Here is a 17,333-nt window from a genome sequence, read left to right on the forward strand (position 1 = left end):
ATTGAGCATAATCCGAATGCAAAGGTCGTTTATTTGTCTTCTGAAAATTACGAATGAGTTTATCAATTCACTTCGAGATAACAAAGCTGTGAATTTCCGCAATAAATATCGAAATGTGGACGTACTTTTAATTGATGATATTCAATTCTTAGCTGGAAAAGAACAACTCAAGAGGAATTTTTCCATACATTTAATGCCTTACATGATGATAGTAAGCAAATTGTAATTTCTAGTGACCGGCCACCAAAGAAATTCCTACTCTAGAAGATCGCCTTCGATCGCGATTTGAATGGGGTTTAATCACGGATATTACACCTCCTGATTTAGAGACAAGAATTGCAATTTTACGGAAAAAAGGCAAAAGCTGAAAATCTTGATATTCCGAATGAGGTTATGCTTTATATCGCAAACCAATTGATACAAATATTAGAGAATTGGAAGGGGCTCTTATTCGTGTCGTAGCCTATTCGTCTTTAATTAATCAAGATATGAATGCTGATTTAGCTGCTGTTGCACTAAAAGACATCGTTCCTAACTCAAAGCCAAAGGTAATTACAATAAACGATATTCAACGTGTCGTCGGTGATCATTTTAGTATTAAGTTAGATGACTTTAAAGCAAAAAACGCACAAAGAATGTCGCTTATCCAAGACAGATTGCGATGTATCTATCCAGAGAGCTTACTGATTTTTCATTACCGAAAATAGGTAGTGAATTTGGTGGTAGAGATCATACAACCGTCATTCATGCCCATGAAAAAATATCAAAATTGCTGGCAAGTGATATTGAATTCCAAAAACAAATACAAGAAATTAAGGAACAATTAAAGATATAAGTTTCAAAATATAACATTCTTTTTGAAGGTAATTGCTTTTTAGTGATTTAACCTTCTAATTTTTTGCGGGAAATTGTTAATAACATTGCTTCAGTTACGCACAACTTATCTACATGTGAATAACTTGTTGTCTCTGATTCTTTTCGACTTATCCACAATTAACAGGACCTATTACTATTATTACTACTTTTTATTAAAAAAATAATTAAATATAACTATTAAAAATTAAAATTTTTTTTTGATACTCAGGAGGTATACGATGCAATTTGTTATTAACCGAGATCATTTTGTTCACAGTGTTCAGGCATGTATCGAAAGCAATCTCGTCTAGAACTACGATACCTATTTTAACGGGGATAAAAATTGTTGCGGACCATGAAGGTGTTACGTTAACAGGAAGTGATTCAGATATCTCGATTGAATGCTTTATTCCCAAAGAAGAAGATGGAGAACAACTTGTAGAAATTATTGAAGAAGGCAGTATTGTTCTTCAAGCGAAATTCTTTACTGAAATTGTAAAGAAATTACCTGAGGATAAAATTGAAGTTGTTGTTCAAGACCAATTTGCGACAACATTACCGTTCTGGATCATCTGTATTTAACCTTAATGGCCTGGATCCTGAAGAATATCCACGTTTACCTCAGATTGAAGAAGATAATTTATTTCAAATTCCAAATGACCTAATGAAAAATATTATTCGACAAACTGTCTTCGCAGTGTCCACTGCAGAAACACGTCCAATCTTGACAGGTGTAAACTGGCAGGTCGAAAATAAACAATTAATCTGTACTGCAACAGATAGCCATCGTTTAGCAATGCGAACAGCAACGATTGAAACGAATATCGATGACTTGAGCTTTAGCAATGTTGTCATTCCAGGAAAGAGTTTGACAGAACTAAGTAAAATTATTGAAGACAATGTTGATCTTCTTGAAATTGTTGTAACTGAAAATCAAATTTTATTTAAATCAAAACACCTACTCTTCTTCTCAAGACTTCTTGATGGGAATTATCCGGCTACAAAAAATATGATTCCGGATCATTCAAAGACGGAGATCTTTTTAGAGACTAAAGGATTTTTACAAGCAATAGAAAGAGCTCTTCTGCTCTCTCGTGATGGTAAGAATAATGTTGTAAATTTTAAAACGCTAGAAAATGGTGTAATTGAGATTACATCAGTAACTCCTGAAATTGGTCGAGTAACAGAGAAAATTACAACGAAACAATTGAATGGTGAGGAACTAAGGATTTCTTTTAACGGGAAAAATATTATCGATGCATTAAAGGTCGTTGATAGTAGTGAAATTAAGATTTCGTTTACAGGAGCAATGAGTCCATTTTTACTTAGACCGGTTGAAAGTGACAAAGCATTACACTTATTTTCTCCAGTGAGAACCTACTAAGCCAACAAAAAAATGCTGCCTATACAGATAAGACTAGGTAGCATTTTTCCTGTTTTAAAACTAACTTTCTTTTTAAAGATTGAGTTTGTGTTAGTCCCGGGAGTTTAGTACAATATAGTTTAAGGGCAAAATAAGAACGTTAGATTTTTTTCATAAATGTTTCCTCGAAATAAACGAAAGAAGGTGCGCGGATGGAAACAAATGTAACTGTTTCAACGGAGTTTATTACTCTTGGTCAAATGTTAAAAGAAGTTGGAATTATTGATACTGGTGGAATGGCTAAATGGTTTTTGAGTGAACATGAAGTCTACTTAAATAGTGAGCTTGAAAACAGAAGAGGCAAAAAGCTATATAACGGCGATCTTATTTCGATTCCTACTCATGGTACTTTTCGTATCGTAGTAACCGACTAGTCAATTTTTGAAATATAAGCCTATAACTATAGCGGGCGATTTTCAATTAACTCTATGATGTATAGCGTTAATTGGATTTACTAAAGTGAGGGAAAGTTTTGTATATTAAAGATCTTACTTTAACTAATTATCGTAATTATAAAAAAGAGCAAGTAACCTTTGAAAACAATGTAAATGTCATATTAGGAGAAAATGCTCAAGGTAAAACGAATGTCATGGAATCTATTTATGTTCTTGGATTAGCAAAATCACATCGTACGACGCGGGACAGAGAACTTATTTATTGGGATGAAGAATATGCTAAAATAGAAGGTAGTGTTCAAAAACGAACAGGCCCAATAACCTTAGAAGTGATCATTTCAACTAAGGGTAAAAAGGTGAAATTAAACCGTTTAGAACAACGGAAATTAAGCGAATATATCGGCGCTTTAAATATTGTCATGTTTGCACCCGAGGATTTAAATCTAGTCAAAGGAAGCCCTCAGGTGCGGCGTCGTTTCATAGATATGGAAATAGGACAAATAAATCCTATTTACCTTTATAATTTGTCGCTCTATCAAAAAATATTACAGCAAAGAAATCATCTTTTAAAAGATTTGCAAAGAAAAAAGGCTGATAATGGATTGCTAGATATATTAACATTTCAACTCATTGAACAGGCAGCTAAGGTCATGCATAAACGGTATGAGTTTATTGAAATGCTAGAACGCTGGGCGCAGCCAATTCACCATGATATTAGTAGGGGTTTAGAAAATCTTGAAATTAAATATAAACCTTCAATTAAGGTATCAGAAACGACAGATTGTCGAAAATAGAAGAAGTCTTGGAAGAAAATTTTTCCAAGATGAAGACAAAGGAAATTGAGAGAGGAACCTCGTTAGTTGGACCTCATCGCGATGATCTTTTATTTTTTGTCAATGATCGTGATGTTCAAACATATGGCTCGCAGGGCCAGCAAAGAACAACAGCCCTTTCAGTAAAAATGGCTGAGTTAGAATTAATCTATGACAAAATTGGCGAATATCCAATTCTATTACTAGATGACGTACTTTCTGAGTTAGATGACTATCGCCAGTCTCATTTATTAAATACAATTCAAGGAAAAGTCCAAACATTTGTGACAACAACGAGTGTTGATGGTATTGACCATCAAACACTAAAGGAAGCTTCGACGTATTTGGTTGACAAAGGGAATATTCAAAAATTGAAATGAGGTGTATAAGTGTTTATTCATTTAGGAGGAGACACTGTAATTCGTTCCAAAGATGTTATTGCCATTTTAGATCGCCAAGTGAAGGAAACGTCAGAGACTACTGTTGAGTTCTTAGAGTTTTATCAAAAAGAAAAAAAAGTAGAAGAAATAGCGAAGGATATGACAAAATCTATCGTTATAACAAATGAAAAAGTCTACTTATCCCCTATCTCCTCTTCTACATTAAAACGAAGAGCCTTATTTGTTACAGATATAGATGAAATATAGTTTAGAGCTTAGGGTGTAAAGTGTAGAGTTATCTGAGAGTGTTGCTTCGAAGTAATACTTTTAATCAACTCAAAACTCAAACTCAAAACTCTTAACTCAATTTAAGAAGTGGGTGAAGATATTGACAATTGAACAACAATCTCAAGCATATGATGAAAGTCAGATTCAGGTCCTCGAAGGTTTAGAAGCTGTTCGAAAACGTCCAGGAATGTACATTGGCTCAACTAGTAGTCGTGGACTTCATCACTTAGTATGGGAAATCGTAGATAATAGTATTGATGAAGCGCTAGCAGGTCATTGTGATACAATCTCCGTAACAATTGAAGAAAACAATAGTATTACGGTTGTAGATAATGGACGTGGGATTCCGGTTGGAATCCATGAAAAAATGGGACGACCTGCCGTTGAGGTTATTATGACAGTGCTACATGCTGGTGGTAAGTTTGGCGGTGGCGGTTATAAAGTATCTGGGGGGCTTCATGGTGTAGGTGCCTCTGTAGTTAATGCTTTATCTAGTAAGTTGGAAGTTGAGGTACATAGAGACGGGAAAATCTACTATCAAGAATTTCACCGCGGTGTTCCACAAGCGGATTTATCAATTATTGGTGAAACAGACAGACGTGGTACGACTGTTCGCTTCCAGCCTGATACGGAGATTTTTACTGAAACAATCGTTTATGAATTTGATATTTTAGCAACTCGTTTACGAGAATTAGCATTCTTAAATAAAGGATTACGAATTCTTATTGAAGATAAACGTGAGAATGGTAAACAAAAAGAATACCATTATGAAGGTGGAATTGCCTCTTTTGTTGAGCATTTAAACCGAACACGTGAGGCTCTTCATGAGCCACCAATTTTTATTGAAGCTGAAAAAGATGGTTTACAAGTAGAGGTAGCTGTTCAATACAATGATAGTTACACTAGTAACATTTACTCTTTTGCTAATAACATTAATACACATGAAGGTGGAACGCATGAATCTGGTTTTAAAACTGGATTAACTCGTGTAATAAACGATTATGCTAGAAAACATAATTTGTTTAAAGAAAGTGATGCGAACCTTACAGGTGATGATGTTCGTGAAGGATTAACAGCGATCATTTCCGTCAAAATTCCTGAGCCGCAATTTGAAGGACAAACAAAAACAAAGCTAGGAAACAGTGAAGCACGTACAATTACTGACTCTGTTTTTAGTGAATGTTTTTCTAAATTCCTAGGAGAAAATCCTGCTGTCGCCAAAAAAATTGTTGAAAAAGGTGTCATGGCATCAAGAGCTCGAGAAGCAGCGAAGAAAGCAAGGGAATTAACAAGACGGAAAAGTGCCTTAGAAGTAAGTTCACTTCCAGGAAAGCTTGCTGATTGTTCTTCTAAAGATGCTTCAATCAGTGAAATTTATATCGTAGAGGGAGATTCAGCAGGTGGTTCGGCAAAACAAGGTCGTGACCGTCATTTCCAAGCAATACTGCCTTTACGAGGGAAAATCATTAATGTTGAAAAGGCACGTTTAGATAAAATCTTATCTAACACAGAGATTAGAGCTATTATCACGGCACTAGGGACGGGAATTGGCGAAGACTTTGATATTTCTAAAGCACGCTATCATAAAACGATTATTATGACAGATGCTGACGTTGACGGCGCTCATATTCGTACGTTAATTCTTACATTTTTCTATCGTTATATGAAACCATTACTTGAACATGGCTATATTTATATTGCCCAACCGCCGTTATATAAAGTGCAACAAGGGAAAAAAATCGAATATGCCTATAACGATAAAGAGTTAAATGAAATCTTCTCACAAATGGCAGAAAATCCAAAGCCTAATGTCCAACGTTATAAAGGTTTAGGAGAGATGAACCCAACGCAGCTTTGGGAAACCACTATGGATCCAAGCACGCGAACGCTATTACAAGTAACGTTAGAAGATGCTATAAAGGCCGATGAAACGTTTGAAACGTTAATGGGAGACAAGGTAGAACCACGTCGTGAATTCATACAAGAAAATGCAATTTATGTAAAGAACTTAGATATATAAGGCGCTTTTCGTAAACTTTGTTCCTATTTTCAAACTTAAGGTGTTGCATCCTACGACATGCCTTACTTAACCAAATAATAAGTTAGAAAATATGCCCGTCAAAATTGATGCAAAGTCTTTTACTATATAATTGAAAAAAAACAATCTATGCGAAAACACCCATATATAAAAATGTAGAATGTAGAATGTAAATTGTTTGAAGAAAGCTCTATGAAGCAATTTCAACTTTTTATATTCTACAAAGCTCCATCCAATGAGAAAACATCTAGTAAATTAGAATTAAGAATTAGTTTTATTGGCAAACGGTGCTATTAATAACATTTCTACATTCTAAATTCTACATTATACATTTAGTTTTGTTGGATAAAGGGAATTGGAGGTAAGGCTAGATGGAAGGTCAATCTAGAGTTAAAGAAATAAATATAAGTCAGGAAATGAAAACGTCATTTATGGATTATGCGATGAGTGTAATTGTAAGTCGTGCTCTACCTGATGTTCGTGATGGTTTAAAGCCAGTACACCGTCGTATTTTATTTGCCATGAATGAGTTAGGAATGACTTCTGATAAAGCATATAAAAAGTCTGCTCGTATTGTTGGGGAAGTAATTGGTAAGTATCACCCACACGGTGATTCGGCAGTGTATGAAACCATGGTAAGGATGGCTCAAGATTTTAGTTATCGTTACATGCTTGTTGATGGTCACGGTAATTTCGGTTCTGTTGATGGTGATTCTGCAGCAGCAATGCGTTATACAGAAGCAAGAATGTCAAAAATATCGATGGAAATGGTCCGTGATATCAATAAAGATACCATTGACTATCAAGATAATTATGACGGCTCTGAACGTGAACCTAAGGTTTTGCCTGCTCGCTTCCCTAATCTACTAGTTAACGGAGCAACTGGAATTGCCGTTGGAATGGCGACCAACATACCTCCACATCAACTAGGAGAGGTAATTGATGGTGTCTTAGCAGTTAGTCATAACCCAGATATTACATTACCAGAATTAATGGAAGTTATTCCTGGCCCAGATTTCCCAACTGGTGCTGAAATCGTAGGAATTTCAGGGATCCGTCGTGCTTATCAAACTGGTAGAGGTTCGATAGTATTACGAGCAAAAGCATCTATTGAAGAGATGGGCGGAGGAAAACAACGGATCATTGTTTCTGAAATCCCTTATCAAGTTAATAAAGCAAAGCTTATTGAAAAAATTGCTGAATTAGTTAGAGAGAAAAAAATTGATGGCATCACTGATTTACGTGATGAGTCTGACCGTACAGGTATGCGTATTTGCATTGAATTACGACGTGATGTTAATGCCAATGTACTTTTAAATAATCTATATAAGCAAACCGCTATGCAAACAAGCTTCGGTATTAATTTACTTGCCTTAGTCGATGGTCAACCTAAGGTATTAAACTTAAAAGAATGCCTTGAATATTATTTAGAGCATCAAAAAGTTGTCATTAAGCGTCGTACAGCATTTGAATTACGAAAAGCTGAAGCGAGGGCTCATATTTTAGAGGGATTAAGAATAGCTCTAGACCATTTAGATGCGGTTATCGCCTTAATCCGAGCTTCGCAAACAACTGATATTGCAAGAAATGGCTTGATGGAACAATTCTCATTAAGTTATGAACAGGCTCAAGCTATATTAGATATGAGACTTCAACGCCTAACTGGTTTAGAGCGTGACAAGATCGAAAACGAATATGCAGAATTAGTCGCACGTATTGCAGAATTAAAAGCAATCCTTGCGGATGAAGAAAAAGTCTTAGAAATTATCCGTGAAGAGCTTAGTGAAGTTAAAGAAAGATTTAATGACGAAAGAAAAACAATGATCTCAATTGACGAAGATAGCTTTGAAGATGAAGATCTAATTCCTAGAACGAATATTATTATTACCCTTACCCACAATGGTTACATTAAACGGCTACCAATCTCTACCTACCGTAGCCAAAAACGTGGTGGCCGTGGTATTCAGGGAATGGGAACAAATGATGATGATTTCGTAGAACAATTGTTTACAACATGTACTCATCATACACTCTTATTTTTCACAAACAAAGGGAAAGTGTACCGTTTAAAAGGCTATGAAATACCTGAATTAGGTAGAACCGCAAAGGGAATTCCGATTATTAATTTACTGCAAATCGAACCAGGCGAATATATTAGTGCTGTAATCCCAATTGAAGAATTTAATGAAAATTATTTAATCTTTATGACAAAACATGGGGTAACAAAACGTACTGAGTTAAGTTCTTTCGCAAACATTCGTAAAGGTGGTCTTTTTGCAATCAATTTACGTGATGATGATGAACTGCATGGAGTTCGATTAACAGATGGCACGAAGCAAATCATCGTAGGTACAAGAAAAGGTATGGCGATACATTTCCATGAAACTGATGTTCGTTTAATGGGGAGAACTGCTGGAGGAGTAAGAGGTATCTCTTTAACGGAAGATGATCAAGTTGTTGGTATGGATATTATGGAGGATGGCTATGATGTCTTAACGGTAACTGAAAAAGGGTATGGTAAGAAAACTCCTATTGAAGAATACCGAATTCAAAACCGTGGTGGTAAAGGGATAAGAACATGTAATATTACCGATAAAAACGGAAATGTTGTTTCATTACGTGTTGTTTCAGATGAGCATGATTTGATGATTATTTCAGTTGATGGAGTAATTATCCGACTACACGTTCGTGATATTTCAAGAACGGGACGAAACACACAAGGTGTTCGCTTAATCAGAATTGGCGAAGGTGAAGGCGTAGCCACAGTTGCTAAGGTTGATATCGATGAAGAAGCAATAGAGGCTGAAAGTGAAGAACTTGAAGGTCAGGAAGAAGCTGTTGTTGAAGAGCAAAGTGATAGCGAAAATGAATAATTTAATAAAGTAAGCACTCTAGACTTACCTTCATGTATGTGAAGGTAAGTTTTTTTGGATAATCGTATGTTATAATGGTATAAAATTGAAAAAAGTTTTGTTTTTTTGGGGGAAGGCAGCGATGAAAGTCAAACCAAATCAACTAATAGTAGGATGTATTTTAGCTAATGATATCCATTGTAATTCAAACCAAATATTAATGCGTAAGAAAACGATCTTAACTGAAGAGTACATAAATGTAGTAAAAGCTTTCTTAATTGAAGATATTGAAGTTGAATCTCACATAAGTAATGGAATGACATTTTCTCCCAGAGAAGTTATTCCAACCGATGAAATTAATGAAATTGGCGATAGTTGTTCATTTAGGGAACTTTACCTGCAAGCCGTGGTAAGTTATAAGAAATTATTTCAAGGCTGGCAGGCAGGATTAAAAGTAGATATTTTACCAATAAGAAAAATACTACTATCACTGTTGGATAAATTAGATGAAGCGCCTGATGAAATTATTTCAATTCACAGTTATGCAACTAAAGTTGATTATATCTATCACCATGCTGTATCAGTTGGTGCACTTTCAGCATACTTAGGTAGAATGCTAAATCTAACATATGTAGAGCAAATTCAAATAGGATTGGCTGGATTGATGGCTGATAGTGGCATGTCTAAAACTCCCAATAGCATTATCTATAAAAAGAACTCGTTAACAGCATCAGAATTCGAGGAAATGAAAAGGCATCCTATGCTAAGTTATCAGATGATTAAGGATATACCAGGTATTACTGATGGAGTCTTGCTAGGAGTAGTTCAACATCACGAACGTGAGGATGGTAGTGGTTATCCGATGGCGGTTACCTCACAAAAATTACACAAGTTTAGCAAGATCATTGCAGTGGTAGATGTATTTCACGCAATGACTTCAGAACGCACTTATAAGTCTAAGCAATCACCCTATCAGGTAATAGAGTTAATTAGAAAAGACAACTTTGGTAAATTTGATATAAAAATTGTACAAACATTAGAAAGTTTAATAGCCAACTTTTCAATCGGAACAAGAGTTAAACTCAATAATGGTGAAGAAGGTGAGGTAGTCTTTTTAGAACCTCAAGATCGGATACGTCCAATGGTACGATCAAAAGTCAGTGGTGAATTTATTAAACTAGCAAATCGAAGTGATCTTTATATAGATGAAATTATTTAGTAATAATAATTTAGGATTAATAGATGACTTGCTAAGTTAAGAATATTAATCCTAAATTTCTTTAAAACTATTGTGTAATAGTGAATGCTATGGTAAACTTCATTTTACGGTCAAAGAAGAGCTACATTTTAAAGCTAGAGTATTGACCAAGAGAAGTAAAAGTGATATTATATAAAAGTTGCTGATTTAAGCAATACGATTTAATATTAAAAAAAAGTTATTGACGGAATTAAATTATACTGATATAATTTAATTCTTGTCGTAAACAAACGACATCGTTCTTTGAAAACTGAACACACAGCCAAGCGAATTAAAGAGGTAGTAAAATATCTCGTCAATGCAACAAAATTTTTTGAGCTATATCAAACACTTTTATGGAGAGTTTGATCCTGGCTCAGGACGAACGCTGGCGGCGTGCCTAATACATGCAAGTCGAGCGGACAATTGAGAGCTTGCTCTCAATTGTTAGCGGCGGACGGGTGAGTAACACGTGGGCAACCTGCCCTGTAGACTGGGATAACTTCGGGAAACCGAAGCTAATACCGGATAATCTTTTGAGTCACATGGCTCGAAAGTAAAAGTTGGGTTTACCTAACACTACAGGATGGGCCCGCGGCGCATTAGCTAGTTGGTAAGGTAATGGCTTACCAAGGCGACGATGCGTAGCCGACCTGAGAGGGTGATCGGCCACACTGGGACTGAGACACGGCCCAGACTCCTACGGGAGGCAGCAGTAGGGAATCTTCCGCAATGGACGAAAGTCTGACGGAGCAACGCCGCGTGAACGATGAAGGCCTTCGGGTCGTAAAGTTCTGTTGTTAGGGAAGAACAAGTACCGTTCAAATAGGGCGGTACCTTGACGGTACCTAACCAGAAAGCCACGGCTAACTACGTGCCAGCAGCCGCGGTAATACGTAGGTGGCAAGCGTTGTCCGGAATTATTGGGCGTAAAGCGCGCGCAGGCGGTCTCTTAAGTCTGATGTGAAAGCCCACGGCTCAACCGTGGAGGGTCATTGGAAACTGGGAAACTTGAGTGCAGAAGAGGAGAGTGGAATTCCATGTGTAGCGGTGAAATGCGTAGATATATGGAGGAACACCAGTGGCGAAGGCGACTCTCTGGTCTGTAACTGACGCTGAGGCGCGAAAGCGTGGGGAGCAAACAGGATTAGATACCCTGGTAGTCCACGCCGTAAACGATGAGTGCTAGGTGTTAGGGGTTTCGATGCCCTTAGTGCCGAAGTTAACACATTAAGCACTCCGCCTGGGGAGTACGACCGCAAGGTTGAAACTCAAAGGAATTGACGGGGGCCCGCACAAGCAGTGGAGCATGTGGTTTAATTCGAAGCAACGCGAAGAACCTTACCAGGTCTTGACATCCTTTGACAACCCTAGAGATAGGGCTTTCCCCTTCGGGGGACAAAGTGACAGGTGGTGCATGGTTGTCGTCAGCTCGTGTCGTGAGATGTTGGGTTAAGTCCCGCAACGAGCGCAACCCTTGATCTTAGTTGCCAGCATTCAGTTGGGCACTCTAAGGTGACTGCCGGTGACAAACCGGAGGAAGGTGGGGATGACGTCAAATCATCATGCCCCTTATGACCTGGGCTACACACGTGCTACAATGGATGGTACAAAGGGCAGCAAAACCGCGAGGTTGAGCCAATCCCATAAAGCCATTCTCAGTTCGGATTGTAGGCTGCAACTCGCCTACATGAAGCCGGAATTGCTAGTAATCGCGGATCAGCATGCCGCGGTGAATACGTTCCCGGGCCTTGTACACACCGCCCGTCACACCACGAGAGTTTGTAACACCCGAAGTCGGTGGGGTAACGCAATATGCGAGCCAGCCGCCTAAGGTGGGACAGATGATTGGGGTGAAGTCGTAACAAGGTAGCCGTATCGGAAGGTGCGGCTGGATCACCTCCTTTCTATGGAGTTAAAACTCTAGTCGATGCTTTTCTTTTAGAAAAGTACGCTGACGCTGTGTTTCAGTTTTGAGAGAATGATCTCTCAATTAAATAGTTAACTGCTCAATATTCATTATTGTGCTCCTGCGGTACTCCTTGCGTCGTATCCTCGTCGCAAAGTTGCATGAAGCTAATCAATGAAGCATCACACGATGTGATTGAGGTCAGTGGCTTTGTTCCTTGAAAACTAGATAACAACTAACACATTTAAGTTTTACCGGAAAGTTTGTAAAAGCTTTTGAGTAAACTTGAGTAGTCAAGAATTCAATTCGACGTAAAATCCTTTTAACAGGTAATTTTTCGAAAGAAGCAAGAAGATCGAGGAGCCGATTGAGTCAATCACCGGAGTGTACATAAACCGTACATGAGGATGATTGAGGAATGAAGGCGACGAAGATATTCGCCGCTTATTGCGAAAAATTTAGGTTAAGTTAGAAAGGGCGCACGGTGGATGCCTTGGCACTAGGAGCCGAAGAAGGACGTGACGAACAACGATATGCCTCGGGGAGCTGTAAGTAAGCTTTGATCCGGGGATTTCCGAATGGGGGAACCCACCATCCGTAATGGGATGGTACCCATAGCTGAATACATAGGCTATGAGGAGGCAGACCTGGGGAACTGAAACATCTAAGTACCCAGAGGAAGAGAAAGAAATTATCGATTTCCTGAGTAGCGGCGAGCGAAACGGAAACAGCCCAAACCAAGGGGCTTGCCCCTTGGGGTTGTAGGACACTCTACACGGAGTTACAAAGAAACGAAGTAGACGAAGCGATCTGGAAAGGTCCGCGAAACAAGGTAACAGCCCTGTAATCGAAACTTCGTTTCCTCCAGAGTGTATCCTGAGTACGGCGGGACACGTGAAACCCCGTCGGAATCCGGGAGGACCATCTCCCAAGGCTAAATACTTCCTAGTGACCGATAGTGAACCAGTACCGTGAGGGAAAGGTGAAAAGCACCCCGGGAGGGGAGTGAAAGAGATCCTGAAACCGTGTGCCTACAAGTAGTTGGAGCCCATTTACGGGTGACAGCGTGCCTTTTGTAGAATGAACCGGCGAGTTACGATTACGTGCAAGGTTAAGCTGAAGAGGCGGAGCCGCAGCGAAAGCGAGTCTGAATAGGGCGAATGAGTACGTGGTCGTAGACCCGAAACCGTGTGATCTACCCATGTCCAGGGTGAAGTTCAGGTAACACTGAATGGAGGCCCGAACCCACGCACGTTGAAAAGTGCGGGGATGAGGTGTGGGTAGGGGTGAAATGCCAATCGAACTCGGAGATAGCTGGTTCTCCCCGAAATAGCTTTAGGGCTAGCCTCGAGGGAAGAGTATTGGAGGTAGAGCACTGATTGGACTAGGGGTCCCCACAGGATTACCGAATTCAGTCAAACTCCGAATGCCAAATACTTATCCTCGGGAGTCAGACTGCGAGTGCTAAGATCCGTAGTCAAGAGGGAAACAGCCCAGACCATCAGCTAAGGTCCCAAAGTATACGTTAAGTGGAGAAGGATGTGGAGTTGCCCAGACAACCAGGATGTTGGCTTAGAAGCAGCCACCATTTAAAGAGTGCGTAATAGCTCACTGGTCGAGTGACTCTGCGCCGAAAATGTACCGGGGCTAAACGTATCACCGAAGCTATGGATTGCGCACCTGGTGCGCAGTGGTAGGGGAGCGTTCTAAGTGCAGCGAAGTCAGACCGGAAGGACTGGTGGAGCGCTTAGAAGTGAGAATGCCGGTATGAGTAGCGAAAAGAGGGGTGAGAATCCCCTCCGTCGAAAGCCCAAGGTTTCCTGAGGAAGGCTCGTCCGCTCAGGGTAAGTCGGGACCTAAGCCGAGGCTGAAAAGCGTAGGCGATGGACAACAGGTTGAAATTCCTGTACCACCTCCTCACCGTTTGAGCAATGGGGGGACGCAGAAAGGTAGGGTAAGCGCACTGATGGATATGTGCGTCCAAGCAGTTAGGCTGAGAAGTAGGCAAATCCGCTTCTCGTGAAGGCTGAGCTGTGATGGCGAGCGAAATTTAAGTAGCGAAGTTCCTGATCCTACACTGCCAAGAAAAGCCTCTAGCGAGGTGAGAGGTGCCCGTACCGCAAACCGACACAGGTAGGCGAGAAGAGAATTCTAAGACGCTCGGGAGAACTCTCGTTAAGGAACTCGGCAAAATGACCCCGTAACTTCGGGAGAAGGGGTGCTCTGATAGGGTGTTAAAGCCCGAGAGAGCCGCAGTGAATAGATCCAAGCGACTGTTTAGCAAAAACACAGGTCTCTGCGAAGCCGCAAGGCGAAGTATAGGGGCTGACACCTGCCCGGTGCTGGAAGGTTAAGAGGAGGGGTTATCCGTAAGGAGAAGCTCTGAATTGAAGCCCCAGTAAACGGCGGCCGTAACTATAACGGTCCTAAGGTAGCGAAATTCCTTGTCGGGTAAGTTCCGACCCGCACGAATGGTGTAACGATTTGGATACTGTCTCAACGAGAGACCCGGTGAAATTATATTACCTGTGAAGATGCAGGTTACCCGCGACAGGACGGAAAGACCCCATGGAGCTTTACTGTAGCTTGATATTGGATTTTGGTACAATTTGTACAGGATAGGTAGGAGCCTGAGAACCCGGAGCGCCAGCTTCGGTGGAGGCGTCGGTGGGATACTACCCTGATTGTATTGAAATTCTAACCTAGGACCGTGATCCGGTTCGGGGACAGTGTCAGGTGGGCAGTTTGACTGGGGCGGTCGCCTCCTAAACAGTAACGGAGGCGCCCAAAGGTTCCCTCAGAATGGTTGGAAATCATTCGTAGAGTGCAAAGGCAAAAGGGAGCTTGACTGCGAGACCTACAAGTCGAGCAGGGACGAAAGTCGGGCTTAGTGATCCGGTGGTTCCGCATGGAAGGGCCATCGCTCAACGGATAAAAGCTACCCTGGGGATAACAGGCTTATCTCCCCCAAGAGTCCACATCGACGGGGAGGTTTGGCACCTCGATGTCGGCTCATCGCATCCTGGGGCTGAAGTAGGTCCCAAGGGTTGGGCTGTTCGCCCATTAAAGCGGTACGCGAGCTGGGTTCAGAACGTCGTGAGACAGTTCGGTCCCTATCCGTCGCGGGCGTAGGAAATTTGAGAGGAGCTGTCCTTAGTACGAGAGGACCGGGATGGACACACCGCTGGTGTACCAGTTGTTCCGCCAGGAGCATAGCTGGGTAGCTACGTGTGGAAGGGATAAGTGCTGAAAGCATCTAAGCATGAAGCCCCCCTCGAGATGAGATTTCCCTTGGAGTTAATCCAGTAAGACCCCTTAAAGATGATGAGGTTGATAGGTCTCGGGTGGAAGCACGGTGACGTGTGGAGCTGAGAGATACTAATCGGTCGAGGACTTATCCTATAAATAAGTTTAGAGTGATGAGTGTAGAGTTTTGAGTTGCGTGAGTAACTCAAAGCAGTAAATACCAAATTCTAAATAAACGGATTGAATTTTACTCAAGTCTTAAATGTGTGTTATCTAGTTTTCAGGGAATGAAAATTTCTTGAAAAATTAAGTAGCTTGATCTTGAATTGAGTTCGTGCGTCTGTGTCTACCAGTGTAGCTTCGAAGTAAGCTTCCTCGACGCAAAGCAGCATGATGTAAACTCAAAGAAGCATCTCACGATGTGATTGAGGTCAGTAGCTTTTTTGAAGGAATGAACTTTCTTCAGATAATCTAGTAGCGATAGCGAAGAGGTCACACTCGTTCCCATGCCGAACACGACCGTTAAGCTCTTCAGCGCCGATGGTAGTTGGGGGGTTCCCCCTGTGAGAGTAGGACGTTGCTAGGTAGGAAAACACATTCTTTATGGAATGTGTTTTTTTGTATGTTTATCTATAAGAATTTAAAATAGATTATATGGTTGTGTGCATCTGCGTCTACAAGCTAAGCTCCGAAGCGGAATTCCTCGATGCAAAGCTGCACGTAGTTTTTCAAAGAAGTAACTCACGATGTGAACGAGGTGAGCTGCTTTCCTGCGTCTACAAGCTTAGCTCCGAAGCGTGCTTCCTCGTCGCAAAGCTTCACGTTGTTAACCAAAGAAGTATCTCAGGTTGTAAATGAGGTCAGTTGCTTCTCTGCTTGATTTCACGCTGTAACCTCACTGCAAGCTATAACCAGTGAGGCATTAAACCTTATCCTTGAAGAAGTAATGCAATATAAAAGGGAACTTTTTGTTTAGTTACTTCAAGAAACTCTGTTATGAATGGTAAATCGTTAGATGGGTATTGATGAAATAGCTCGCCCCACCAATCAGTCTCATATCTACAAATCATACTTAAATTATATAAAATTAAATAGTGAACCAATAATTCTGGTAAGTATGAATACATTGATCGCTCTGTTGGGAGTTTAAATTGAATTTTGGAGAGATCAAACTGGATTGGTGAACAAAATAATGGATTTAGCTGTTTTTTAATCTCAAGAAATATTTTTGCCTTTTCTTCTCGACTTTTATTAATCACCAATGGTGCGTGCTCTGAGACAAGGTGAACAAAACTATCTAGTGATAAATGTAGGTTGTCTAAGATACGGTTGTCCAGAGAATACAATAAGTCCTGCTCTTTAGTTATTGGGTAAGCTACCTTTTCATTATAGAGAGAATAAAAAGAAGGATGAAGTTCAGGAATTCGCTTCATTAATTCTCCCATCTTATATTTCTCACCTTCTAAGTGCTTGATAGTAAACATTTTTTCTGAAAAGTGGGTAACAAGACCATTTTTTTGGATTTTTACTTCATCAAATAAAAATTCGTACTGAACCTTTTTTCGTTTTCTTGTAGAAACTCCATGTGCTAGTACTTGGGTTGTTTCTGGATAGTTTGGGTCTACGGTTAAAATAGCAGCTTTCATTAGCTGAATCATTCCATAAAATAACAGCACAGGTTGAAGCTCATAAGGAGCTATGACTGATTGGTCATAATACTTTTTGCCATGTTCTAAATAATAAATCAGCGTATAACTATTTTGAAAAGCCAGTTTCTCTCCTTCGGGAAAATGTGTATACTTCTTACTTAAATAATTCTGCGTCTGATTTGCAGAATAAAAAGTTCGAAAGTACTTCCAGGGGTCTAATTTTTCCATATTCTCTAACCTCTTCGAATA

At 40.0% G+C, this 17,333-nt stretch carries 8 protein-coding genes, 3 rRNA genes and 3 pseudogenes; 13 read left to right on the top strand and 1 reads right to left on the bottom strand.

Annotated elements, in window-relative coordinates:
* Positions 1–16 precede the first annotated feature (16 nt).
* The 13 genes and pseudogenes from H1D32_RS25210 to rrf all read left to right on the top strand — a co-directional run bounded on the left by H1D32_RS25210 (position 17) and on the right by rrf (position 16,021).
* Positions 17–264 (top strand): annotated as a pseudogene (locus H1D32_RS25210) (DnaA ATPase domain-containing protein).
* A gap of 170 nt (positions 265–434) precedes the next feature.
* On the top strand, positions 435–707 hold the full coding sequence (locus tag H1D32_RS25215; RefSeq protein ID WP_396126118.1) for a hypothetical protein: 273 nt from the start codon (positions 435–437) through the stop codon (positions 705–707).
* A complete protein-coding gene (locus tag H1D32_RS25220; protein ID WP_396126119.1) occupies positions 662–835 on the top strand; it encodes a helix-turn-helix domain-containing protein in 174 nt (57 codons plus the stop codon). Before H1D32_RS25215 ends, H1D32_RS25220 begins: the two co-directional genes overlap by 46 nt.
* A gap of 259 nt (positions 836–1,094) precedes the next feature.
* Positions 1,095–2,239 (top strand): annotated as a pseudogene (gene dnaN / locus H1D32_RS00010) (DNA polymerase III subunit beta).
* A gap of 191 nt (positions 2,240–2,430) precedes the next feature.
* Entirely contained in the window at positions 2,431–2,652 is a 222-nt protein-coding gene (gene yaaA / locus H1D32_RS00015) for a S4 domain-containing protein YaaA (RefSeq protein ID WP_261176196.1), read from the top strand.
* A gap of 98 nt (positions 2,653–2,750) precedes the next feature.
* Positions 2,751–3,865: pseudogene (recF, locus tag H1D32_RS00020) on the top strand (DNA replication/repair protein RecF).
* 9 nt (positions 3,866–3,874) lie between these two features.
* Positions 3,875–4,132 carry an extracellular matrix regulator RemB gene (remB, locus tag H1D32_RS00025; RefSeq protein WP_261176197.1) on the top strand — a complete coding sequence of 86 codons (258 nt, stop codon included), beginning with the start codon at positions 3,875–3,877 and terminating at the stop codon, positions 4,130–4,132.
* A 127-nt stretch (positions 4,133–4,259) separates the two neighbouring features.
* Positions 4,260–6,173 (top strand): DNA topoisomerase (ATP-hydrolyzing) subunit B, encoded by a 1,914-nt coding sequence (gene gyrB, locus H1D32_RS00030; RefSeq protein ID WP_261176888.1) that lies wholly within the window; start codon positions 4,260–4,262, stop codon positions 6,171–6,173.
* A 389-nt stretch (positions 6,174–6,562) separates the two neighbouring features.
* Entirely contained in the window at positions 6,563–9,064 is a 2,502-nt protein-coding gene (gyrA, locus tag H1D32_RS00035; RefSeq protein WP_261176198.1) for a DNA gyrase subunit A, read from the top strand.
* Between the two features lie 121 nt (positions 9,065–9,185).
* On the top strand, positions 9,186–10,262 hold the full coding sequence (locus tag H1D32_RS00040; protein ID WP_261176199.1) for an HD-GYP domain-containing protein: 1,077 nt from the start codon (positions 9,186–9,188) through the stop codon (positions 10,260–10,262).
* Positions 10,263–10,633: 371 nt separating this feature from the next.
* A 16S ribosomal RNA gene (locus tag H1D32_RS00045) occupies positions 10,634–12,187 on the top strand.
* A 463-nt stretch (positions 12,188–12,650) separates the two neighbouring features.
* Positions 12,651–15,591 (top strand): 23S ribosomal RNA (locus H1D32_RS00050).
* A gap of 314 nt (positions 15,592–15,905) precedes the next feature.
* Positions 15,906–16,021 (top strand): 5S ribosomal RNA (gene rrf / locus H1D32_RS00055).
* Together the 16S, 23S and 5S rRNA genes form the textbook arrangement of a ribosomal RNA operon.
* Positions 16,022–16,364: 343 nt before the next feature.
* On the opposite strand, the gene H1D32_RS00060 is transcribed toward rrf, so the two are convergent.
* The gene (locus tag H1D32_RS00060; protein ID WP_261176200.1) at positions 16,365–17,312 is read right to left on the bottom strand and encodes a YaaC family protein; all 948 of its coding nucleotides are present in this window, start codon (positions 17,310–17,312) and stop codon (positions 16,365–16,367) included.
* Positions 17,313–17,333 lie beyond the last annotated feature (21 nt).

It is taken from the genome of Anaerobacillus sp. CMMVII, assembly GCF_025377685.1.
Taxonomy (GTDB): Bacteria; Bacillota; Bacilli; order Bacillales; family Anaerobacillaceae; genus Anaerobacillus.

What these genes read in the sequence shown, in the direction of transcription:
- H1D32_RS25220 (WP_396126119.1), top strand. Translation starts at nt 662, where the DNA reads ATGTATCTATCCAGAGAGCTTACTGATTTTTCATTACCGAAAATAGGT.
- H1D32_RS00040 (WP_261176199.1), top strand. Translation starts at nt 9,186, where the DNA reads ATGAAAGTCAAACCAAATCAACTAATAGTAGGATGTATTTTAGCTAAT.
- gyrA (WP_261176198.1), top strand. Translation starts at nt 6,563, where the DNA reads ATGGAAGGTCAATCTAGAGTTAAAGAAATAAATATAAGTCAGGAAATG.
- yaaA (WP_261176196.1), top strand. Translation starts at nt 2,431, where the DNA reads ATGGAAACAAATGTAACTGTTTCAACGGAGTTTATTACTCTTGGTCAA.
- H1D32_RS00060 (WP_261176200.1), bottom strand. Translation starts at nt 17,312, where the DNA reads ATGGAAAAATTAGACCCCTGGAAGTACTTTCGAACTTTTTATTCTGCA.